Below are 21,567 nucleotides of genomic sequence, written 5' to 3' on the forward strand. Positions count from 1 at the left end.
CGCGTCAGAGCCAGCCGTTGCGGCGGAAGCTGCGGTGGAGGAGGAAGCAGGCGACGGCCATCGCCCCGACGACGAGCGGGTATCCGTAGGTCCAGCGCAGTTCCGGCATGTGCTCGAAGTTCATGCCGTAGACCCCGCAGACCATCGTGGGTACGGCGACGATGGCCGCCCATGCCGTGATCTTGCGCATGTCCTCGTTCTGGGCGACGGTCACCTGGGCGAGATGGGCCTGGAGGATCGAGTCGAGGAGCGCGTCGAAGGACGTGATCTGTTCCGTGATCCGCGAGAGGTGGTCGGCGACGTCACGGAAGTACGGCTGGATGTCCGCCGTGACCAGCGACAGCGGCTGCGCGGCCAGGGTCTGGAGCGGGCGGTCGAGCGGGGCCACGGCCCGTTTGAGTTCGAGCAGTTCGCGCTTGAGCTGGTAGACGCGGCCGGCGTCGCCCCGGGAGGCCTGCTCGCTGAAGACGGCCGTCTCGACGGCGTCTATGTCGTTCTGCACGGCGTCGGCGACCGAGAGGTAGTCGTCGACGACGTGGTCGGCGATGGCGTGCAGAACGGCCGCGGGCCCCTTGGCCAGTTGTTCGGCGTCCGCTTCGAGCGCCTCCCGCAGCGGGCCGAGCGAACCGTGCCGGCCGTGCCGGACGGTGATGACGAAGTCCGGTCCGGTGAAGACCATGAGCTCGCCGGTGTCGACGACCTCGCTGGTGGCGGTGAGTTCCTCGTGCTCCACGTAGCGGACCGTCTTGAAGACGGCGAAGAGCGTGTCGTCGTACCGCTCCAGCTTGGGCCGCTGGTGGGCATGGACGGCGTCCTCGACGGCGAGGGGATGGAGTCCGAACAGCTCGGCGAGCCCGGCGAACTCCTCGACGGACGGCTCGTGCAGTCCGATCCAGACGAACCCGTCGCCGGACTTGCGGACCCGTCGCACCGCCTCCTCCGCGGGGCAGGCGCCGCGCTGCCGCGCCCCGTCCTCGTACAGCACACAGTTGACCACCGAACTCCCCAGCGGCGAGCGCGCCGGGTGGCTCAGGTCGACGGTCCGGCGGTAGGCACGGCGGACGGTGCGGCGGAGGTTGCGGATGATGGGCACGTGGGGGCTCCTCGGGACGATCAGCGGTCAGTGTGCCACCGACGGGGCGTGGGCGGGACTCCCCCGGCCGCCCGGCCGCCCTGATCAGCGTGCGCCCGGCAGCCGTCCGCCGTCATCGCCAAAGGCGGAGGCACGCGCCATCAGCTGCCTGCGCTGCGGCAGATACTCGAGCTGCAGCTGCCCGGGCAGCCCAACGGGCAGGTCTTCATCCCTCGGCGCGCTCGCCGAGGGCGTCGGGGTGGCACCCGAGTTCGCGGCGCTGCCGCCCTTCGCGGGCTGAGAGGCGAGGCGTACGGACGCGGCGCCCTAGGCTCCCCGTGAGGGGACCGGCTGTCGGGAGACCGCGTGGACCATCCCCGCGAGGGTGACGAGCCATGCGCCAGCCGAGGTCGGCGGCCAGCAGGATCAGGGTGGTCGTCCGCAGGGTGGTGTGGAAGTAGCCGGCCCAGACGCCGGTGGCGAGCAGCTTGGAGCCGGCCAGCGCGGAGATGGCCATGGCGCCGTCGGCCACCCACTGGTCGCCGGGGCCCGCGGTGATCTGCCGGAGGTCGAAGCACAACAGGGCGGCCAGGTAGCGCAGCAGCCCGAGGACGAAGAAGACCAGTGCCGTCCGGGCGAGCCAGTCGCCCGCCGAGGGGGCCAGGGTGGCGCCCAGGACCACGAGGCCCTGGGTGGCGACGCAGATCAGGAAGACGGCGCCCGGCATGCGGAGCCGCAGATGCTCCAGCACCGCCGTGAGCAGCACGGCCCACAGCACGGCGGCCCCCGCGAGGAGCACGGCGGCCAGAGGGGTCCAGCCGAGGAGGGCCACGCGGACTCCGAGCACGGTGCTGGCGGCGACGGCGGTCAGCGCGGGCGGGTGTCGGCCTCGGCGACACAGCGGCGACGGCTGCGCAGCAGCCGGGTGGCTCGGTCCGCCACTCGGCACGGGGCTTCGCGGCGGGACGGTCCCGGTGGACGGGCGGGTGGGGTGCACGTCCACCGGGCGGGGGTCAGACCGGCGCGGTCGCCAGGAGGGCCTCGGGGGTGATGAGGGCGGTGGAGCCCGGGGCCGTACAGGCGTGGGCTCCGGCGACCGCGCCCAGGCGGGCGCAGTCCAGGACGTCCCGGCCGGCGAGCCTGCCGTAGAGGAAGCCGCTGACGTACGCGTCGCCGGCGCCGTTGGTGTCCACAACAGGGGCGTGGGGGGCGACGGCCGGAACGTGGTACGGGGTGGGGCCGCCGTCCCGGGTGAGGACGTGGGAGCCCTCGGCGCCCGCCGTGGCGACCACGGTCCGGGCGCGGCCCTCGCGCAGGATCTCCCGCATCAGAGCCGTGGTGCCGTCACCGGCGCCCGCCGCGCTGAGGAAGACGAGATCGGAGCGCAGGGCGAACTCCCGGTGGTGGTCGTTCAGTCCGTCCCAGTCGTGCAGATCGGTGGAGACGGGGACGCCGAGCTCCTCCAGGTCGTCGTAGAGGAAGCGCGCGAAGTTCATGATGGAGACGTGGACGTGGCGCGCGCGGCGCAGCCGGGGCAGGTAGTGGGCCCTGGGCATGCGCAGGTCCGCCGGGTCCCGGCCGTCGTAGAAGGACATCCGGCGTCCGGTCGCGTCCACGAGGTTGACCGCGCGCCGGGTGCCGGCGTGCGAGATCACCGGGGCGAACTCCACGTCCCCCTCGGCCATGCGCTGCCGTACGAGCGTGCCGATCCAGTCGTCGCCCACACAGTCGAGCAGGGCGACCCGCAGGCCGAGGGCCCGCGTCCCGAGGGCCACGTTGCCGCCGGTGTGTCCGGGCCACTCCTCGATCGGCCCGACATGGACCGAGTCGGCGAGGGGGACCGGCAGGGCGTCGACCCGGATGACGGTGTCCACTCCGGTGCCACCGACCACCACGACGTCGTACCGGTCGTGCTGTTGACTCACTGTTACCGCCTCTCAGGTCCCGCCGCGCCCAGTATGGCGGAGCCGGTGTTGCCGCCGAGGCCCTCAGTCCTTGTAGTCCGGGCAGGTGCGGTCCAGGAGGCGGAACAGCGCCGCCCAGGCCAGGTCGTACGCGTCGTCGTCCTGGAAGTCCCTGCCGCCTCGCCCGTGAGCTGCCGCGCCGTGTACGCGCAGACCTCGGCAGGCGGGACGACCAGGGGGACGCCACTCGCCTGGGCGGCGATCTGGATCTCGCAGGCGCGCTCCAGGTAGTGCATGCGCAGGAACGCCTGGGCCGCGGTCTCGCCCACGGTCAGCAGTCCGTGGTTGCGCAGGACGAGGGCGGGGTGCGTGCCGATGTCGGCGACGAGGCGGTGCTGTTCGTCGAGGTTGAGGGCGACGCCCTCGTAGTCTTGGTAGCCGACGCGGTCGTAGAACTCCATCGACATCTGGTTGAGCGGGAGCAGTCCGCCTTCCTGCGCGGCGACGGCGCAGCCGGCCTTGGTGTGGGTGTGCAGGACGCAGTGCGCGTCGGCGCGGGCGGCGTGGATCGCGCTGTGGATGACGAAGCCCGCCGGGTTGACCTGGTACGGGGTCGGTTCGACGGGGTTGCCGTCGAGGTCGATCTTCACGAGGTTGGAGGCGGTGATCTCCTCGAAGAGCAGCCCGTAGGGGTTGATGAGGAAGTGGTGCTCAGGGCCGGGCAGCCGCAGCGAGATGTGGGTGAAGATCAGGTCGGTCATCTTGAAGTGGGCCACGAGCCGGTAGACGGCGGCGAGTTCGCGGCGCAGGCGGAGCTCCTCGGCGGCCGGGGTCGGCGTTGCGGGTGCGCTGTGCGGGGAGAGCTGGATACGGGGGTGGCGGCGCAGCGGGTCGTCGGCCGGGGGCGGTTCGACGGGGAGGACGTCGAGCGCCGCGCCGGCGAGGTGGTCCGCGTCCAGGGCGGTCACCAGGGCTTCGGAGTCGACGAGTTCGCCGCGTGCGACGTTGACGAGGGAGCCGCCGGGGCGCATCCGTCCGAGCAGCGCTCCGTCGACGAGGCCGCGCGTGGCCGGGGTGAGCGGGACGTGCTGGGAGAGGACGTCGGTCGCCGCGGCCAGTTCCCCGAGGTCGTCGTGGCGGGCGACGCCGGCCGGCCAGTGGGCGGGGTCGGTGTGCGGGTCGTGGGCGGCGACGCGTCCGAAGACAGGGGCCGCCGAGCCGAGGAGATCACCGGGTGGACCTGGACCCCATCGACCTGGCCGTCGTGCGCGCGCTGCAGCAGGACGGGCGCCTCGCGTACGAGACGCTGGCCCAGCACGTCGGCCTGTCCCGGCCCGCGACCCGCGCACGGGTGCGGCGCCTCCTGGAGTCGGGTGCGGTCCGGGTCGTGGCCGTCGTCCACCCCGCGGTCCGCGGACTGACCGCGTCCGCGCACCTCTCGATCGACGTCGACGGCGCGGCGGAGCCGGTGGCGCGGGCGATCGCCGAGCTGCCCGAGGCCCCGTTCGTCAGCCTCACGGCCGGGCGGCGGGCCATCATGACCGAGCTGCGCACGGAGGGCGTCGAGGCCCTGGAGCGGGCCATCGAGCGCGTCCGGTCGGTCCCCGGCGTCGCGCTGGTCGAACCGCTGATCGGCACCCGCCACCTCAAGGACCCGTACCTGATGGCGGACGAGCCGACCACCCCGGACCTGGACGACACCGACCTGCGGATCCTCGACGCCCTCGAACAGGACGTTCGCCGATCTGGCCGAGCGCGTCGGGCTCTCCCCCGGCGCCACCCGCGCCCGCACCCTGCGCCTCCTGGACGGAGGCGTGGTGAAGGTGCTCGCGCTGGTCCGCCCCGAGGTGCTGGGCCTTGGTTACACGTGCGGGTTCGCGGTACGCGTCGAGGGCGCGCGGGAACCCGTGGCGCGGGAGGTGGCCGCACGGGAGGAGGTGACCTTCCTGTCGGCCTGCCTCGGACGGGCCGAGCTGGTCGGCACGGTCACGGCGGACTCCCTGGGGTCGGTACGGACGGTCCTGGACGCGATGCGGGCCCTGCCGGGTGTGCGCACCGTCGAGAGCTGGATCCATCTGGAGCTGGTCAAGGAGCGCTACGACCTCGGTGCACCGGCCTCGTAGACCCGCCGACCCGCCCCCTCCGGCATGGGACGGAGGAGGGAAAGGGGGATAATCCCGATATGAGCGCAGAAGCCGTTGTTGTCGGCGTGGACGGGTCCGAGCACAGTCACCGCGCCCTGGAGTGGGCGCTGAGCACCGCGCGCGAGCTCGACGCTCCGCTCGTGGTGGCGCATGTACGTTCCGAGGCGCTCCAGCTCGGGGCCGCGCGCATCGCCTCGCTGGGCAAGGCGCCCGAGATCCCGGACAGCGTCATCGACGGCGTCCGCGCCTGGATCGAGGAGCAGGGCGGGAGCACGCCCGTACGGTACGCGTCGCTCGACGGCCCCGTGCCGGACGCCCTGCTCGCCGAGGCCAGGAACGCTCGGCTCCTGGTGACCGGCTCGCGTGGGCGCGGCGGCTTCGCCAGCCTGCTGCTCGGCTCCACCAGCCGGGCGCTCGCCACGTCTGCACCGTGCCCGGTCGTCGTCGTGCCGCACGAGGCGCGGGACGTGTCGCTGGAGAGCGGCGCGGAGGCGGGCCGGGTCCTCGTCGGGCTCCACCCAGAGGAGACGGCGGACGAGGTCCTCGACTTCGCCTTCCACGCGGCGCGGCAGCGGGGCGTGGCCCTGGAGGCGGTGACGGCGTTCCGGCTCCCGCCCTCGCCGGTCATGCTGGTCGGCCCGCCGGCCCCCGCGCTCCAGGTGCCGCCGCCGGTCCCCGTGGACGAGACGCCCGAGATCGTGAAGGAGACCACCGGGCGGCAGGAGGCGCGGCTGCGGCCCTTCAAGGAGCGGTACCCGGACGTCGAGGTGGTGACCGACGTCGTACCGTCGGACGCGGCGGGGCGGCTCGTGGAGGGGTCGCGGAGCGCGGGTCTCGTCGTGGTGGGCCGCCACCGTCGGCGCCGGGTCGAGTCCCTGCTGATGGGCTCGGTCGCCCACGCCGTCCTGCACCACGCCCACTGCCCGGTCGCGGTGGTGCCGCCCTCACCTCACGCGTCGGACTGAACCGCGGGGACGCCCCGAGGAACACGGCGTCGGCATTGAAGCGCTTCGACTAATTGACCCTTAGACGCTGGACAGTTTCAGAGGCCCGGGCTACTGTCCTCCTGTTCAGAGCCGGATGATCCGGGCCAGGCTTCGTCGAAGCGCTTCACACCGGGAGTGTGGATGGTCACCCTTGCCGAGGTAGCCCGGCACGCCGGAGTGTCGGCCAGCACGGTCAGCTACGTCCTGAGTGGCAAGCGCCCCATCTCCGCCGTCACCCGGCAGCGCGTCCTCGACAGCGTCGAGCACCTCGGGTACCACCCCCACGCGGGAGCCAGGGCCCTTGCCAGCAGCCGGTCCCGCATCATCGCCCTGATGGTGCCGCTGCGCACCGACATGTACCTCCCCGTGATGATGGAGATCGCCCTCGCCGTCGCGACCGCGGCCCGCGTCCACGGCTACGACGTCCTCCTCCTCACGGGCGAGGAGGGACCCGCCGCGGTGCAACGCGTCACCGGCAGCGGGCTCGCAGAGGCGATGATCCTCATGGACATCCAACTCGACGACGAACGGCTCCCGTTGCTCCGCGAAGGCGGCCAGCCTGCGGTCCTCGTCGGACTGCCGGCCGACCCTTCGGGGCTGACCTGCGTCGATCTGGACTTCACGGCGACCGGCGCGCTGTGCGCCGACCATCTGGCGGAGCTCGGTCACCGGGACATCGCCGTCATCGGCGAGGCCCCCGGCGTCTATGAACGCCACACCGGCTTCGCCGAGCGGACCCTCGCCGGGCTGCGCGACCGCGCCGTGCGGCGGGGGATCAGTGTGCTGCACCGGCCCTGCGAGGGTGGCTACGGCCCCCTCGCCGGGACACTCTCGAGGATCTTCGACGAACGGCCGGGAACCACCGGGTTCGTCGTGCAGAACGAGGCGGCGGTGGAGCCTCTGCTCGCCCTTCTGCGCCAGGGTGGGCGGGCCGTGCCGGAGGACGTGTCCGTGGTCGCCGTCTGCCCGGAACAGGTCGCCACGCAGGCCTCCGTACGGCTCACGTCCGTCGCGGTACCCGCTCAGGAACTCGGGCGGCGGGCGGTGGAGATGCTCATGGCCAAGCTGCGGGGCGACCAGGGCGAGGAGATCGTCCTCCTGCCGCCCGAGCTGACCGTGCGGGACAGCTCGGGACCGGCGTCCGGATTCAACTCGCTTTGACCGTCAGGTTGTTCTGGCGGACGTCCCTCCTGCCAGGTCTCCTCCGGCCACTGCTCCGGGTTGTCGTCACCGGCGAACAGGATGCGGGGGGGGCGGCTCAGCCCTTGACCGCGCCGGTGAGCATGCCCTTCTTGAAGTGCTTCTGGACGAAGGGGGAGAAGACCGCGACCGGCAGGAGGGCCAGCACCATCACGGCCATCTGGACGGCGACCCCGGACAGCGGGCCGGCCTTGACGGCCTGGCCCAGCCCCACCGGGATCTCCTGCTTCTGCACGAGCTGGATGAGGACGTTCTGGAGCGGCATCATCCTCTGGTCGCTCAGATAGATGGAGGCGTTGAACCAGGCGCTCCAGTACCCGACCGCGTAGAAGAGGGTGATCACGGCGATCACCGCGCGGGACAGCGGCATCACGATCTGCCAGAGGATGCGCAGGTCGCCGGCTCCGTCGATGCGCGCGCTGTCGATGAGTTCGGGCGAGACACCCATGAAGAACCCGCGCAGCACCAGGATGTTGAAGACGCTCACGGCGCTCGGCAGGATCAGCGCCAGGTATGTATCGGTGAGGCCGAGTGTCTGCACGAGCAGGTAGGTGGGTATCAGGCCGGCGCCGAAGAACATCGTCGCCATGAGCGTCAGCAGGATGGCGCGGTGGCCTGGTGAGCCCGGCCGGGAGAGGCCGTAGGCGCAGAGGATCGAGACGGTCATCGAGAACAGCGTGCCGGTCACCGTCACACCGACGCTGACGAGCGCGGCGCGCGTCACCTGGCCGCCGCTCAGCAGCTCCTGGTAGGCGATGAAGGTGATGTCCTTCGGGACGATGACCAGCCCCCCGGCCTCCGTGATCGTCTTCTTGGAGGAGATGCTGGTGACGATCACGATCCAGAGCGGGAAGAGCACGGCGAGGCAGGCCAGTGCGAGAACCGCCCCCTTGGCGGTGAGGCCGGTGCGGGTGGGCGGTTCCTCCCAGACGGGGCGGGCGGGGGCGGCCCAGCGGCCGGGCCGGGTCGTCGTTGTGGTGGTCATTTCCGGTACACCCCCTGCTCGCCCATGAGATGGGCGGCCTTGTTCGCCGAGAGCACGAGCACGAGGCCGACGACTCCCTTGATCAGTCCGGCGGCGGCCGCGTAGCTGAAGTCCTGGCTGCGCAGACCCGTCCACCAGACGAACGTGTCGAGGACCTCCGCCGCGCCGGGGCCGACCGCGTCGCGCTGCAGCAGCAGTTGCTCGAAGCCGACGGTGAGCGCGTCGCCGACCCGCAGGACGAGGAGCAGCGCGATGATCGGGCGCAGCGCCGGAAGCGTGACGTGCCACATCCGGCGCCATCGGTTCGCGCCGTCCATCGCCGCGGCCTCGTACAGGTCCTGGTTGACGGCGGCGAGAGCCGCGAGGAAGACGATGACGCCCCATCCCGCGTCCTTCCAGATGCCTTCCGCCGTGACCAGGTACTTGAAGATCTCCGGGTCGGTCATGAGGTCGAAACCCTCGCGGCCGTGCTGTCGCAGGGTCTGCGCGATGATGCCGGCGCCGCCGAGGATCTGCTGGAAGACGGTGACGACCAGGACCCAGGAGAAGAAGTGCGGCAGGTAGAGCACCGCCTGGATGACCGCCCGTACCCGGGGCCGCAGGACACTGTTGATGAGCAGTGCGAGGACGATCGGCACGGGGAAGTAGAGGATGAGCTGGAGGAGGAACAGGACGAAGGTGTTCTCCACGGCGTGCCAGAACGAGGGATCGGAGAGGACCTTCTCGAACTGGACGAGGCCCACCCAGGGGCTCTCCAGCATGGCCGTGACGCCGTTGGTGGAGACGTACGGGTCGTAGTCCTGGAAGGCGATCACATTGCCGAGGATCGGGATGTAGTTGAAGACCAGGACCAGGACGAGCGCGGGCAGCGTCATGAGGAGCAGGGTGCGGTCCCGCTTCAGCCGGCGGCCGAGCGGGACCTTCGCCGACGGCCGGGGAGAGGGGCCGCCGCCCGGCGCGGTACGCCGGGGCTTGTACCCACGGTCCGGCCTGTGAGGGTTGAGCGTGGCCACGGTCAGCTCGCCGCGGACCCGTTGGAGTCGAGCAGCTTCTTGTACCAGTCGCGCAGCTGGTCGCCGCCCTTGCTCTTCCACTCCGAGACGGCCTGCTGCATGTCGGAGATCTTCTTGCGGCCGCGGACGATGTCCTTCTCCAGCTGCTCGAAGTCGTTCATCAGGCCGGTCCATTGGGAGGGTTCGGTGACGGTCATCCCGTAGAAGGAGGACTTGCTCGTGAAGGCGCCCATGCGCTGCTGCCACTCGGCCATCGCCCGGGTGACCTCGGGGGTGTCGGGGTGGGCGACGTAGGGGGCGGGGCTGGCGACGAAGAGCCAGGAGCTGTTGACCTCGTTGTTGCCCTGGTCTGTCTTGACCGGAAGGCCGTCCTTGACGGTGTGGTCGACGCCTTCGACGCCGTAGTCGGTGAGCATCCGCTCCTTGGTGCCGTACGGAGCGGCGGTGAAGTCGGCGATGGCGAGGATGTCCTCGATGACCGCCTTGGAGCTGCCCTTCTTCACGAAGGCCCAGATGTTGGCCGGGTTCGTGGCCCAGAGTTTCGGACTGCCGCCCGCGTGCCCGGGGATGTCCATGGCGGAGATGGCGAACTTCGGGTTCTGAGCGGCCTGTTCGGTGGTCTTGGCGTACCAGTGGGAGAGGTCGTTGTTGTAGATGAGGACCTGTCCGGCGGTGAACCGGTTGCCGGCGTCGCCCTGGTTCTGCGCCTTGGCGTCCGGGTGGACCAGGCCCGCGTCGTAGAGCTTGCGGGTCCATTCCAGGGCTTCGAGGTACTCCTGCGTCTCGATGCGGTTGATCAGCTTGCCGTCGACCATGTGCCAGCCGAGCGACTTCTCGCTGCCGGAGAGGACCCCGAACATGTTGAACGCGGTCCACGTCATGTCGTCGCAGGCCCAGACCTTCGCCTTGGCGCTGGTGATCTCCTTGGCGAGGGCGAAGAACTCCTCGGCGCTCTTGGGGAGTTGCCAGCCCTTGGTGTCGAAGATGTCCTTGCGGTAGAAGGGCGCGATGTTGGTGACGTACGAGGCCGGCATGGGCAGTCCGCGCAGCTTGCCGCCGAAGATGGAGCGCTGCCAGGCGTCGGTGGGGATGGCGGCGAGGTTCGGGTACGCCTTGACCTTGTCGCCCGAGAGGTACGGGCCGAGGTCCTCGAACTTGGCGTTGATGGCGCTGGGGATCTTGCCGCCGAGGTTCCAGCCGGGGACGACGACGAGGTCGGGAATGTCGCTGGAGGCGAGGACGGCGCCGAGCTTCTGGTCGTAGACGTTGCCGTCCTGGTTCTGCCAGACGGTCTTGACGCCGATGGCCTCGTTCATGGCCGTGTAGTACGGGTTGTCGTTGGCCGGCGGGGTGCCCCAGAGAGGGGCCATGACGCGGATCGTGCTGCCCTTGCCGCGCTTGGCGGCGACCGAGGTGGCGAGCTGCGCCGTGGCGATGGGGCGGGTGAATCCGGCCGCCGAGCCGTTCTTCGGGGCGATGTCGGGGGTGACGACGGTACGCGCGACGTACGACGGGAGGATTTTCTGCGCGTCCTTGCCTGTGGTGGTGCCGTCCTTCTTCCCGGTCTCCCCGCCGCCGCAGGCCGCGAGCAGCGGCATTCCGCCCGCCACGGCGACCGCGGCGACGGCGGTGGATCCGAGGAAGCCTCTCCGGCTCGGGGAGGAACCCCCGGAGATCCCTGAGGAACTCGGGGAACCCGTGGTGACGGCGTTCGGCGTCATTGCGTCAACCCTTCGTGGCGCGCCAGGACATCCGGCGGGGCGTACCGCCGGTCGGCTGCGATGTGTGAGGCGGGCAGGCTGGCGGGCACGGCGACCCGCGGCGCTGTCGACGCAGTCCCTGCGTCGAAGCGCTTCGATATGTTGCTGCGAGGTTAAGTGAAGCCCACCGGCCCGGCAAGAGTCGATCCCAAGATTCCTCGACCAACTCGCCGCGCCACGGGATCCCTTGAGTGCGGGAGCCTGGAGGGGGCCGATCGCGCCATGTGCCTTGACATGGTCCCGGCCTCAGGCAGAGCATCGAAGCGCTTCGAAAAGTGCCGAGACCCTCCACTGCCCAGGGATGTGCACGTGACCGCAGAACGGCCGCCCTTCCGTGACCCCGCGATGCCTGTCGGCCGGCGCGTCGATGACCTGCTCGACCGGCTGACCCCGGCTGAACGGATCGCGATGCTGCACCAGTTCGCCCCGGCCGTTCCCCGCCTCGGCCTCGCGGCGTTCCGCACCGGACAGGAGGCGCTGCACGGCGTCGCGTGGATGGGCCCGGCCACCGTGTTCCCGCAGGCCGTCGGCCTCGGCGCCACCTGGAATCCGGCGCTCGTGCGCCGGGTCGGCGAGGCCGTCTCGCGGGAGGCCCGCGCGATGCGCGCCAAGGACGACCGTGTCGGGCTCAACGTCTGGGCCCCGACGGTGAATCTGCTGCGCCACCCGCTGTGGGGCCGCGGCGAGGAGGGCTACTCGGAGGACCCGGGCCTGACCTCCGCCCTCGCGACGGCGTACACCCGGGGGCTGCGCGGCGACCACCCCACGTACTGGCGCACGGCGCCCGTCCTCAAGCACTGGCTCGCCCACAACAACGAGGCTGACCGTGACACCTCGTCCGCGTCGGTCCGTCCGCGCGTTCTCCACGAGTACGACCTGCGGGCCTTCCGCGGCGCCGTCGAGGCGGGCGCAGTGGCCGGTGTCATGCCTGCCTACAACCTGGTCAACGGCCGTCCCAACCACCTCTCGCCGTATCTGCGCGAGCACCTGCGGACCTGGACGGAACAGGAGCTGCTGGTCTGTTCCGACGCGGGGGCGCCCTCCCATCTCGTCGACTCCGAGAGGTACTTCGCCACGCACGAGGAGGCGACCGCCGCCGCGCTGCTCGCCGGCGTGGACTCGTTCACGGACCACGGCGCCGACAGCACGACGACCGTGGTCCGGCTGCGGGGCGCGCTGGAGCAGGGGCTGATCGGCCAGGAGGACATCGACACCGCCGTGCGTCGCCGGCTGGCGGTGCGCTTCGCCCTGGGAGAGTTCGATCCCGGGCTCGACCCCTACGCCGACGAACAGGACTTCGACACGCCCGTTCATCGGGCGCTGGCCCAGGAGGCGGCGGAGCAGGCCGTCGTGCTGCTCAAGAACGGTCCGGCCGAGGACGGCAACCCGCTGTTGCCGCTGCGCCCCGGCACCCGGATCGCGGTGGTCGGGCTGCTCGGCGACGCGTGCAAGCTCGACTGGTACAGCGGGAGTCTGCTGCGCCGCTCCACCCCGCTGGACGGAGTGCGCGAACGGTTCGGGGCCGAGCACCTCGTCTTCGCCGAGGGCGTGGACCGGGTGCGGCTGAGGACCGAGTCCGGTGCCCGGCTGCGGGTTCCGGAGAGCGGCGTCGCGGACGAGACGCGTGGCGCGGAGGGCGCTCTGGACCCGGCCCTCCTCGCCGGGCGTACCGACCTTCCGGCGCTGACCACGGACGCCGAGGGCTCGGAGTTCGCGCTGATCGACTGGGGCGGCGGCCTGCTGACGCTGCGCGCGCCGGACGGCCGGTATCTGTCCGTCGCCGACGACCGCCTGGTACGGGCCTCGGCCGACCAGCCGGGGGGCTGGGTCGTCCAGGAGGCCTTCCGGTTCGAGGCACGGGGGACGGGCCATGACTCGGGGCACCTCCTCGTGCACGTCGCGACCGGTGGATACGTGTGTGTCGCCGCCGAGGGCGTAAAGGTTGCCGCCGACCGCGCATCGGCCGAGACCTTCACGATCGAGACCGTCGAGCGGGGCGAGGACGCGGTGGCCCGGGCCGCCGGCGAAGCGGACGTGGTCCTGGTGGTGGCGGGCAACGACCCCCATCTGTGCGGCCGTGAGACGGAGGACCGGGCGACGCTCGCGCTGCCCGCCCACCAGGAGCGGCTGTGGCGGGCCGCCCACGCCGCCAACCCCCGTACCGCCCTCGTCCTCGTCTCCGCCTACCCGTACGCCGTTCCCGACGCCGCCGCCACGCTGCCCGCCCTGCTCTGGACGGCACACGGCGGCCAGGCCGCGGGCACGGCGCTGGCGAGGGTGCTCGCCGGGGACGTCTCCCCCGCCGGCCGACTGCCGCAGACGTGGTACGCCTCCGACGCCGACCTGCCGGGCATCCTCGACTACGACATCATCGGCAGCCGCCAGACGTATCTGTACTTCGACGGAACTCCGCTGTTCCCCTTCGGCCACGGCCTGTCGTACACCTCCTTCGCCTACGAGGAGCTGTCGGCCTCGGTCGACGCGGAGGTCGTACGGGTGACGTGCACCGTCACCAACACGGGCGCCGTCGCCTCGGACGAGGTCGTGCAGGTGTACGCGCGGGCCGTGGCCCCCTCCGTACCGCGCCCGCACCGCGAACTCCTCACCCACCGCAGACTGCACCTGGCGGCGGGCGCCTCCGAGACGGTGTCGTTCGAGGTCCCGCGCTCCTCGCTCGGCTTCTGGGACGTGGCGCACGGCCGGTGGACGGTGGAGCCCGGGGCGTACGAGATCCAGGTCGGCGCGTCCAGCGCGGACGTGCGGCGCTCGGTCACGGTCGAGCTCGACAGGGTGCGCCCCGGTCCGCGTCCAGTGCTTGAGGGCGGTCTCGCCGCGGTCGACTACGACGAGCAGACGGGCACGGAGATCGTGGACCGGACGAAGGTGTCGGGCGACGCCGTGACGCCCGCCGGCGAAGCGCGCGAGGGCGAACTGGTCTTCCTGAACTGCGACTTCGGGGACGGCGTGACGGAGGTGGCCGTCGAGGTCGCGGGCGAAGGCCGGGTCGAGCTGGCGCTCGGCGGCCGGACGGCGCCGGTCGTGATCGACGTCCCGGCGACCGGCGGCCGGTACGCGTACACCACCCTCGGTGCCGGGATCCTCGCGCGCGGCGTGACGGACCTGCACATCAGGCTGCGCGGGCCTGTTCGGCTCGCGCGGGTCGACTTCGCCGGCTGAGGGTCCGGCCGAAGTCGACCAGCAGGGCCCGGCACCGATGCCTTCCGGTGCCGGGCCCCGCGCTGTGCGCGAGACGAAACGGCGCACCTGAGATCTCGTGGAGGACAGGCACCGGTCTCCACGCCACTCCATCGAGGGATTCGAGCGGGAGGAGCACCGCACCGTCACTAGTCTGAATCGGGCAACTTCAGCGAGTGACAGGGGTTCTGATGTCGGATCCGATGACCGTCCTGGCCATGACCGGGGCGACCACCCTCGTGGCGGCGATGGCCACCAACGTCTGGGAAGGCACACGGGACCGGGTCGTGGAACTCTTCCGGCGCCGGGATGAGGATCGAGCGGCGGCCCTGCGGGCCCAGTTGGACGGCGACGCCGAACTCGTCCTCGAAGAGGGCGAGGACACCGACGGCGTCCGCGGCGACCTGGTGCGTCCGTGGGCACGCCGGATCGCCGCGCTGCTGCGCGACCACCCCGAGGCGGCCGACGAGCTGCGGGCCCTGGTCGAGGAGGCCGCCCTGCCCCACGCCGCGCAGAGCTGGTCTCAGCACATCACCGCGCACGCGGGCGGCGCGGCCTTCGGAGCACAGGGGCCCGGCAGCAGCGTCCAGGTGCACCATCACCGTCCGGCCTCCGGCGACGCCCCCGCATGAGCGGTCAGGACCCCTCCGCCGCACGCCAACACGTCAGCGCGAAGGGCGGGTTCGCCTACGCGGTGATCGGGGGTGACATCCACGTCTACGTGGACGGGCTGCCCGTCTACGTACTGGAGAACTGGCGCCCCGCCCCGGAGGCGGATCCTGAGTGGCTGCAGGAGCTGCCCAGCCGCATGCTGAGCGCCCGCCACGAGATCGTGCCGTTCACCGGCCGGGCCGAGGAGCTCGCCGATCTGCACGCCTGGCGCTCCTCGAGGCGCCGCCTGGCCGTTCGGTGGCTTCAGGGACCCGGCGGCCAGGGCAAGAGCCGCCTCGCGGCGGCCCTCGCCCGGGAAGCCCTCGCGGACGGCTGGAAGGTGGTCAGGGCCATCCACGGCCCGGGCAACGTGTTGGCACCCGCCGCCGACGAGAGCGTGGATCTGGGGACCGACGACGCGGCCGGGCTCCTCCTCGTCGTCGACTACGCCGACCATTGGCCGCTGCCGCATCTGACCTGGCTCCTGAGCAACCGGCTCCTCCACCGCTCAGGCCTGCCGACGCGCGTGCTACTGCTGGCTCGCAGTTCCGACATGTGGCCGGCCGTGCAGGCCACTCTCAACGACGTCGGGGCCGCCACCTCCACCCAGATCCTCGAGCCGCTGCCGGGCGGGGAGGGTGGGGAGGGCGGGCCGCGCGCGGAGATGTTCCGTGTCGCCCGGGATGCCTTCGCCGCCTGCCGCAACCTGGCGTCCGCCGCGGAGGTTCAGCCGCCGATGTCCCTGGACGGGGGCGACTTCGGGCTGACGCTCAGCATCCACATGGCCGCCCTGGTGGCCGTCGACGCCCACGTGACCGGCGAGCGGCCACCCACGGACGCCGCCTTTCTGGTCACGTACCTGCTCAACCGGGAAAGGTCCCACTGGGCCCGGCTCCACACCCAGGACGCGGGCCGCCGCCCCGCCGCGGTCGGACGGACCTGGACCACGCCGCCCGAGGTGATGAACCGGACGGTGTTCGCGGCTGCCCTCACGGGGCCGGTCGCCCGGCGTACCGGACTCGGCGTCGTCGAGCGTGTGGCCGCGAACTCTCCCGCCCTGAAGCACCCTGCCGAGCGGACCCTCACGGACCACACGACCTGCTACCCGCCGCCCGAACCCGACCGGTCGACCGTACTCGAACCCCTGCTGCCGGACCGGCTCGCCGAGGACTTCCTCGCCCTCACCCTCCCCGGGCACAGCGCCGAGACCGCCTATCCCTCGGCCCCCTGGGCTCCGCCGACCCTCCGCGCGCTGCTGCCGCGCGGCGTGGACCGGACGGCGGCCTCCTGGGCACCGCGCGCGCTGACCTTCCTGGCCGCCTCCGCCGCGCGCTGGCCGCATGTGCGCCACGACCAGTTGTACCCGCTGTTGCGACGGGCCCCTTGGCTCGCCGTCGCGGCCGGGGGCCCGGCGCTCGGCACACTTCTGGCCCTGGACGACATCGACTTCGGGCTGCTGGAGGCCATCGAGGCGGAGCTGCCCACCCATGAGAGCCCCGAATTCGACCCACCCCGCACCGTCCTCGTCGAACGTCTCGCCGCCCACTGGCTGGCCACCTCCGACGACCCGGTCAGGCACGCCGAGGTGCACACCAAACTCGCCTTCGCCCTGGTGGGCTCCGGACGGCTCCTCGATGCGAACGCCGCCACCGTACGGGCCGTCGAGCTGTACGACGGTCTGGCGGCACGGGACCCGGCGGGGCACACGGCAGGCCTGGCGATGGCGCTGAACAACCTCTGCGCGAGCCTCAACCACCTCGACCGCCTGCCGGAGGCCGTCGAGGCGGGCGGCCGCGCGGTCGAGGTCCTGCGCCGTCTGGCGTCGACCGACCCGGGCACCCACCGAGCCCCACTGGCCGATGCCCTGACCAACTACGCGGCAGTGCTTCGACAGAGCGGGCGGGACATCGAAGCCCTGCGTGCGTACGCCGAATCGCTGGAACTGGTCAGCCTGCTGGCCGAGGAGCGTCCCGGTGTGTACGAACACACGCTGGGCCTCCAGTTCCTCGGCCTGGGTGTCACCCTGCTGGCCGCCTTGCGGGAGCCGGCCGCGCTCGCCGCGACGCACGCCGCGGTCCTCCTCCTGGAGCGCGAGACCGGCAGCGGTTCGCCGGTCCGCGAAGGGCCACTGGCGACGGCCCTGACCAACCTGGCACGTCTCCTGCTGACCCAGAGCCCGCAGCTGCGAGACGGGACCGATTGGCGTGAGCGGGCCCTGGCGGCGAGCGCCCGCGCGGTGGAGATCAACCGTCGGCGGGTGAAGGCGAACCGGTTCGCGTTGGCGGAGGATCTCGAACAGTCCCTCCGGATCCACGCCAGGGCCCTCGCAGCGGCCGGCCGGCCCGCGGACGCGCGGACGGCTCTCGACGAGGCCGAGCTGCTCTCCTTCGGTCCGCCCCCGGCGAGCCGTCGCGCCGGCCTCCCTTACGTGGAATACGACCCCCAGGAGGCTTCGGACGCCGTGGACGCCGTGGAACTCGCGGTGTTCCGGTACATGGCCCGCGTGGACGTGACGAGGTACGGGAAGCATCTCCTGCCCCGCCTGTACAGGGCATGCCCGCGGGTGGGCGAACCCGCGGACATCCCTCTCATGGAGGAGGTCGCCGACGTGCAGCGGGGTCTGGCCCGGCACGATCCGTCGGGCTATACATACCTGCTCGCCTCCACGCTGCTGTCGATCGGCGACGAACTGTGGAGGGCGGGCCGCCGTCCGGAGGCCCTCGAAGCGATGGAGCGGGCGGTGGAGGCCTACCGCCGACTCGCGGCGATGGACCCGAGGAACCGCAAGGAGCTCATCTGGATGCTGAGGATGCTGGCGGCCCGTCAGAAGATGGCGGGCTGCCACCACGACGCGCGTACGAGCCGTCGCGAAGCCCGCCGCCACCGACGGCCCTTCCGTGGCAGCGCCGGCTGACCGCCGTCGGGGCATGGTGGGTACGTCGGTGGCATACGAGGCGTGAACGCCTTCGCGCATCAGCCAGAAGCCTTCGGTGAACTTCATCGGAGTCCTCGGAGGGTGCGAAGGGGGGCGGGCACGAAGCCGTGGTGGCGGGTGCGGGTCAGGTGAGGAGGCTGGGCGCGGCTCGGTCCAGGACCGTCGCGATCCGGTCCCACGTCTCCTCGTCGCGGGCGACCGGCTCCACTGTCTCGCCGTGTCCCGTTCCCCACGTCGTGGCGAGAGCGACCGGGTCCTCGCCGGTCGCGGCGGAGGCGGCGAGGGCGGCCGCGCCGAGGGCCACGAGTTCGGTCGCGGTGGGCACGACCAGGGGCCGACCGGAGAGGCGGCGGATCGTGTCCCGCCACGCACGGCCCTGGGCGCCGCCGCCGATCAGGCGCAGCGGACGGTCCCGTACCGCCGGGTCCGCCGGATCGAGGCCGCAGGCGGCGAGGAGGTCGTCGAGGGCGCGCAGCACGGTGAACGCGGCGCCCTCGTAGGCCGCGCCGAGGATGGCCTGTGGCGTGGTGGTGTGGCGCAGGCCGGTGACGAGGCCGGTGGCGTGCGGCAGGTCGGGAGTGCGTTCGCCGTCGAGGTAGGGCAGGACGACGACCCCGTCGCCGGGCCCGGCGTCCTCGCGGTCGAGGCCCAGCAGCCCGGCGAACCGGTCCACGGCCAGTGAGCAGTTGAGGGTGCAGCCCAGAGGCAGGTACGTACCGTCGGCCGCCGCGAACCCCGCCAGGCCGGGTGCGGCGGGACGGGTACCCGTGGCGGCGAAGACCGTTCCCGAGGTGCCGAGGCTCACGACGGGATGATCGAGGAGCCCCGCGCCGCCGAGGCCCAGGCCGACGGCGGCGGCCATGTTGTCTCCCGTACCGGCGGCGACGGCGACGCCGGACGGCAGTCCGAGGGCCCGGGCGGCGTCCGCGGTGAGCGTGCCGACGCGGGTGGCCCCGCTCGGGGCGACGGCCGGCAGCAGGGCCGGGTCGAGGCCGAGGAGCCGGAGGATCTCGGGGTCGTAGGCAGAGGTCGCCGTGGAGTACCAGCAGGTGCCGGAGGCGTCCCCGGGGTCGGTTGCGGCGACGCCGGAGAGCCGCTCCGTGAGGAAGTCGTGGGGCAGCCGGACCGCCGCCGCCGCGGCCGCCACGGCGGGTTCATGGGCGCGCAGCCACTGCCACGTGGTGGCGGTCATGGAGGCCACCGGCAGCGAGCCGGTCCGGGCGAGCCAGCCGTCCGGGCCGCCGAGCGCGTCGGTGAGTTCGGCGGCCTGCGGCGCCGAGCGGGTGTCGTTCCAGAGGACCGCGGGGCGCAGCGGGCGGCCCGCCGGGTCGAGGAGGACGAGGCCGTGCTGCTGGCCGGCGACGGCGATGCCGGTGACGGCCGACGGTCGTACGCCGGCGGCGGCCAGCGCCGCCGCGACCGCCTCGCGCAGCGCGGACCACCACTGCTCGGGGTCGCTCTCGCGGGCTCCGCCCTCCCCCGTGACCGTGTGCGGAGCCCGTCCGAGGCCGCGTACGGCACCGGTGGTCGCATCCACGACGACCGCCTTCGTGGACTGGGTGGAACTGTCCACACCGATCACGACCGGGCGCGCGGGGCGCGTCCTCGCCATGGGTCTCACCTTTCGTCGAACCGCCTGACCACTCTGGCGCGGGACCGCCCGTGCCGGTATTAGTTATCTCAGAAAACAAATAGAGGGGCCAGGCCTCGCCACGCCCCTCTTTCCCCATGGATCGAAGGAAATGGGACAGACCATGACTGAACGCTTCACCCCCGCCCCCGAGGACCGGTTCACCTTCGGCCTGTGGACCGTCGGCTGGCAGGGCCGCGACCCCTTCGGCGAGGCGACCCGCCCCGCGCTCGACCCCGTCGAGTCGGTCGAGCGGCTCGCCGCACTGGGGGCGTACGGCGTCACCTTCCACGACGACGACCTCATCCCCTTCGGCGCGCCGGAGGCCGAGCGCGAGACCGTGGTCAAGCGCTTCCGGGCCGCCCTGGAGCGCACCGGCCTGAAGGTGCCGATGGCCACGACGAATCTCTTCACCCACCCCGTCTTCAAGGACGGCGGGTTCACCGCCAACGACCGTGACGTGCGCCGTTACGCCCTGCGCAAGACGATCCGGAACATCGACCTCGCTGTCGAGCTCGGCGCCACCACCTACGTCGCCTGGGGCGGCCGCGAGGGCGCCGAGTCGGGCGCGGCGAAGGACGTCCAGGTGGCCCTCGACCGGATGAAGGAGGCCTTCGACCTGCTCGGCCAGTACGTCACCGAGCAGGGCTACGACCTGCGCTTCGCCATCGAGCCCAAGCCGAACGAGCCGCGCGGCGACATCCTGCTGCCGACGATCGGCCACGCGCTGGCCTTCATCGAGCGCCTGGAGCGGCCCGAGCTCGTAGGCGTGAACCCGGAGACGGGCCACGAGCAGATGGCCGGGCTGAACTTCCCGCACGGCATCGCGCAGGCACTCTGGGCCGGCAAGCTCTTCCACATCGACCTCAACGGCCAGTCGGGCATCAAGTACGACCAGGACTTCCGCTTCGGGGCCGGGGACCTGCGCCAGGCGTTCTGGCTGGTGGACCTGCTGGAGACGGCGGGATACGAGGGGCCGCGGCACTTCGACTTCAAGCCGGTGCGCACGGACGGCTTCGACGGGGTGTGGGAGTCCGCGAAGAACTGCATGCGCAACTACCTGATCCTGAAGGAGCGTGCCGCCGCCTTCCGCGCGGATCCCGAGGTCCAGGAGGCGCTGGCCGCCTCCCGGCTGCCCGAACTCGCCGCCCCCACAGCTCCCGACGGCCTCGCCGGCCTGCTCGCGGACACCGGCGCGTTCGAGGACTTCGACGTGACGGCGGCGGCCGAGCGGTCGATGGCCTTCGAGCGGCTTGACCAGCTCGCCCTGGAGCACCTGCTCGCCGTCCGCTGACAGGATCAAGGATCACCGAGGGGACGGAGGCCAGCAAGCGCTTTCCAGGAATCGTGCGCGAAGCATTGACGAAACATCAACGCACCCTTAGCTTCAACCGCGTTGCACTTCGTACGTCATATATGAGACGCGATACACGAGATCTGAGAGTGCGTCATGGCCTTCGCCCCCAGTCCCATCCCGTCCCGCACCCAGTACGTCCTGGAGGCGATCAAACACGACATCCTGACCGGCGGTCTCACTCCAGGCCAGGCCTTGGTGGAGACCGAGCTCGCCGCCCGTTTCGGGGTGTCGAAGACCCCGGTGCGCGAGGCCCTCAAGACGCTCGCCGGCAGCGGCCTCGTGGTGATGAGCCAGTACAAGGGCGTGACGGTACGGATGGTGGACGCCGACATGGCCCGGGCCGTCTACGACGTACGGCTGCTTCTTGAACCGGAGGCCGTGCGCCGTACCGTCGTCGCCGGTTCGCCGCTCGACGAGGCGCGGGACGCGCTCCGGCGGGCCGCGACCGCCGAGGACCAGGCCGAACGCTCCCTGGCCAACCGAGACTTCCACCGCGCCCTCTATCTGCCCTGCGGAAATCCCCTGCTCGGCCGGATGCTGGACGAGGTCCGCGACCAGGCCGCCCTGGTGTCGACCGTCGCTTGGGCCTCGACGCCCTCCTGGGAGCGCGAGGCGGCCGAGCACGAGGAGATCCTGCGGCTCGCGCTGGCCGGCGACTCCGCCGCGACCGGCCTCGCCGTGTACGACCACATCGCCTCGTTCGTCGAGCGTGCCTTCCCCGAAGACGGTGAGTGA

Annotated in this window: 15 protein-coding genes and 3 pseudogenes; 9 read left to right on the top strand and 9 right to left on the bottom strand. The window is 71.9% G+C overall.

Going from position 1 to position 21,567, the window contains the following annotated elements:
- Window positions 1–4: 4 nt before the first annotated feature.
- The 5 genes and pseudogenes from ACZ4VI_RS00155 to ACZ4VI_RS00175 form a co-directional block, all read right to left on the bottom strand.
- Window positions 5–1,087 (bottom strand): magnesium and cobalt transport protein CorA, encoded by a 1,083-nt coding sequence (locus ACZ4VI_RS00155; RefSeq protein WP_467996235.1) that lies wholly within the window; start codon window positions 1,085–1,087, stop codon window positions 5–7.
- Window positions 1,088–1,298: 211 nt separating this feature from the next.
- On the bottom strand, window positions 1,299–1,904 hold the full coding sequence (locus ACZ4VI_RS00160; protein WP_467995176.1) for a TDT family transporter: 606 nt from the start codon (window positions 1,902–1,904) through the stop codon (window positions 1,299–1,301).
- A gap of 181 nt (window positions 1,905–2,085) precedes the next feature.
- Window positions 2,086–2,997, bottom strand: coding sequence for a carbohydrate kinase family protein (locus ACZ4VI_RS00165; RefSeq protein WP_467995178.1), 912 nt, complete (start codon window positions 2,995–2,997; stop codon window positions 2,086–2,088).
- Window positions 2,998–3,060: 63 nt separating this feature from the next.
- Window positions 3,061–3,845 (bottom strand): annotated as a pseudogene (locus ACZ4VI_RS00170) (class II aldolase/adducin family protein).
- Window positions 3,846–3,881: 36 nt separating this feature from the next.
- Window positions 3,882–4,115: pseudogene (locus ACZ4VI_RS00175) on the bottom strand (NAD(P)-dependent oxidoreductase); the annotation flags it as partial.
- 125 nt (window positions 4,116–4,240) lie between these two features.
- On the opposite strand from ACZ4VI_RS00175, the pseudogene ACZ4VI_RS00180 reads away from it, so the two are divergent.
- From ACZ4VI_RS00180 to ACZ4VI_RS00195, 4 genes and pseudogenes are all read left to right on the top strand, one after another.
- Window positions 4,241–4,297, top strand: a pseudogene (locus ACZ4VI_RS00180) (hypothetical protein); the annotation flags it as partial.
- Window positions 4,298–4,793: 496 nt separating this feature from the next.
- Complete coding sequence (locus tag ACZ4VI_RS00185; protein ID WP_467995180.1) at window positions 4,794–5,099, top strand: Lrp/AsnC ligand binding domain-containing protein; 306 nt, start codon at window positions 4,794–4,796, stop codon at window positions 5,097–5,099.
- 59 nt (window positions 5,100–5,158) lie between these two features.
- A complete protein-coding gene (locus tag ACZ4VI_RS00190) occupies window positions 5,159–6,085 on the top strand; it encodes a universal stress protein (RefSeq protein WP_467996237.1) in 927 nt (308 codons plus the stop codon).
- A gap of 162 nt (window positions 6,086–6,247) precedes the next feature.
- The gene (locus tag ACZ4VI_RS00195) at window positions 6,248–7,267 is read left to right on the top strand and encodes a LacI family DNA-binding transcriptional regulator (protein WP_467995182.1); all 1,020 of its coding nucleotides are present in this window, start codon (window positions 6,248–6,250) and stop codon (window positions 7,265–7,267) included.
- A 97-nt stretch (window positions 7,268–7,364) separates the two neighbouring features.
- Here the strand turns inward: ACZ4VI_RS00195 and ACZ4VI_RS00200 are convergent, their stop codons facing one another.
- From ACZ4VI_RS00200 to ACZ4VI_RS00210, 3 genes are read right to left on the bottom strand one after another with little or no spacing between them, the layout of a single operon-like run.
- Window positions 7,365–8,291, bottom strand: a complete 927-nt coding sequence (locus ACZ4VI_RS00200; RefSeq protein WP_467995184.1) for a carbohydrate ABC transporter permease — start codon at window positions 8,289–8,291, stop codon at window positions 7,365–7,367.
- Window positions 8,288–9,304, bottom strand: a complete 1,017-nt coding sequence (locus ACZ4VI_RS00205) for an ABC transporter permease (RefSeq protein WP_467995186.1) — start codon at window positions 9,302–9,304, stop codon at window positions 8,288–8,290. The genes ACZ4VI_RS00200 and ACZ4VI_RS00205 overlap by 4 nt, the downstream gene beginning before the upstream one ends.
- Before the next feature lie 2 nt (window positions 9,305–9,306).
- Entirely contained in the window at window positions 9,307–11,025 is a 1,719-nt protein-coding gene (locus ACZ4VI_RS00210; RefSeq protein ID WP_467995188.1) for a type 2 periplasmic-binding domain-containing protein, read from the bottom strand.
- Between the two features lie 384 nt (window positions 11,026–11,409).
- On the opposite strand from ACZ4VI_RS00210, the gene ACZ4VI_RS00215 reads away from it, so the two are divergent.
- The 3 genes from ACZ4VI_RS00215 to ACZ4VI_RS00225 all read left to right on the top strand — a co-directional run bounded on the left by ACZ4VI_RS00215 (window position 11,410) and on the right by ACZ4VI_RS00225 (window position 17,824).
- On the top strand, window positions 11,410–14,241 hold the full coding sequence (locus ACZ4VI_RS00215; protein ID WP_467996239.1) for a glycoside hydrolase family 3 C-terminal domain-containing protein: 2,832 nt from the start codon (window positions 11,410–11,412) through the stop codon (window positions 14,239–14,241).
- A 209-nt stretch (window positions 14,242–14,450) separates the two neighbouring features.
- Entirely contained in the window at window positions 14,451–14,891 is a 441-nt protein-coding gene (locus ACZ4VI_RS00220) for a hypothetical protein (RefSeq protein ID WP_467995190.1), read from the top strand.
- Window positions 14,888–17,824, top strand: a complete 2,937-nt coding sequence (locus ACZ4VI_RS00225; RefSeq protein ID WP_467995191.1) for a hypothetical protein — start codon at window positions 14,888–14,890, stop codon at window positions 17,822–17,824. The genes ACZ4VI_RS00220 and ACZ4VI_RS00225 overlap by 4 nt, the downstream gene beginning before the upstream one ends.
- A 145-nt stretch (window positions 17,825–17,969) precedes the next feature.
- Here ACZ4VI_RS00225 and xylB read toward each other — a convergent pair whose 3' ends face one another.
- Complete coding sequence (gene xylB, locus ACZ4VI_RS00230) at window positions 17,970–19,457, bottom strand: xylulokinase (RefSeq protein ID WP_467995193.1); 1,488 nt, start codon at window positions 19,455–19,457, stop codon at window positions 17,970–17,972.
- Window positions 19,458–19,599: 142 nt separating this feature from the next.
- On the opposite strand from xylB, the gene xylA reads away from it, so the two are divergent.
- Together xylA and ACZ4VI_RS00240 are read left to right on the top strand one after the other, a co-directional pair.
- Entirely contained in the window at window positions 19,600–20,769 is a 1,170-nt protein-coding gene (gene xylA, locus ACZ4VI_RS00235; protein ID WP_467995195.1) for a xylose isomerase, read from the top strand.
- A gap of 156 nt (window positions 20,770–20,925) precedes the next feature.
- A complete protein-coding gene (locus ACZ4VI_RS00240; RefSeq protein ID WP_467995198.1) occupies window positions 20,926–21,567 on the top strand; it encodes a GntR family transcriptional regulator in 642 nt (213 codons plus the stop codon).

Source organism: Streptomyces sp. NPDC029169, from assembly GCF_055563935.1.

Excerpts from the sequence above, each read along its gene's own strand:
- ACZ4VI_RS00190 (WP_467996237.1), top strand. The coding sequence starts at position 5,159 with ATGAGCGCAGAAGCCGTTGTTGTCGGCGTGGACGGGTCCGAGCACAGT.
- ACZ4VI_RS00195 (WP_467995182.1), top strand. The coding sequence starts at position 6,248 with ATGGTCACCCTTGCCGAGGTAGCCCGGCACGCCGGAGTGTCGGCCAGC.
- ACZ4VI_RS00200 (WP_467995184.1), bottom strand. The coding sequence starts at position 8,291 with ATGACCACCACAACGACGACCCGGCCCGGCCGCTGGGCCGCCCCCGCC.
- ACZ4VI_RS00210 (WP_467995188.1), bottom strand. The coding sequence starts at position 11,025 with ATGACGCCGAACGCCGTCACCACGGGTTCCCCGAGTTCCTCAGGGATC.
- ACZ4VI_RS00215 (WP_467996239.1), top strand. The coding sequence starts at position 11,410 with ATGCCTGTCGGCCGGCGCGTCGATGACCTGCTCGACCGGCTGACCCCG.
- ACZ4VI_RS00220 (WP_467995190.1), top strand. The coding sequence starts at position 14,451 with ATGTCGGATCCGATGACCGTCCTGGCCATGACCGGGGCGACCACCCTC.
- ACZ4VI_RS00225 (WP_467995191.1), top strand. The coding sequence starts at position 14,888 with ATGAGCGGTCAGGACCCCTCCGCCGCACGCCAACACGTCAGCGCGAAG.
- xylB (WP_467995193.1), bottom strand. The coding sequence starts at position 19,457 with ATGGCGAGGACGCGCCCCGCGCGCCCGGTCGTGATCGGTGTGGACAGT.
- xylA (WP_467995195.1), top strand. The coding sequence starts at position 19,600 with ATGACTGAACGCTTCACCCCCGCCCCCGAGGACCGGTTCACCTTCGGC.
- ACZ4VI_RS00240 (WP_467995198.1), top strand. The coding sequence starts at position 20,926 with ATGGCCTTCGCCCCCAGTCCCATCCCGTCCCGCACCCAGTACGTCCTG.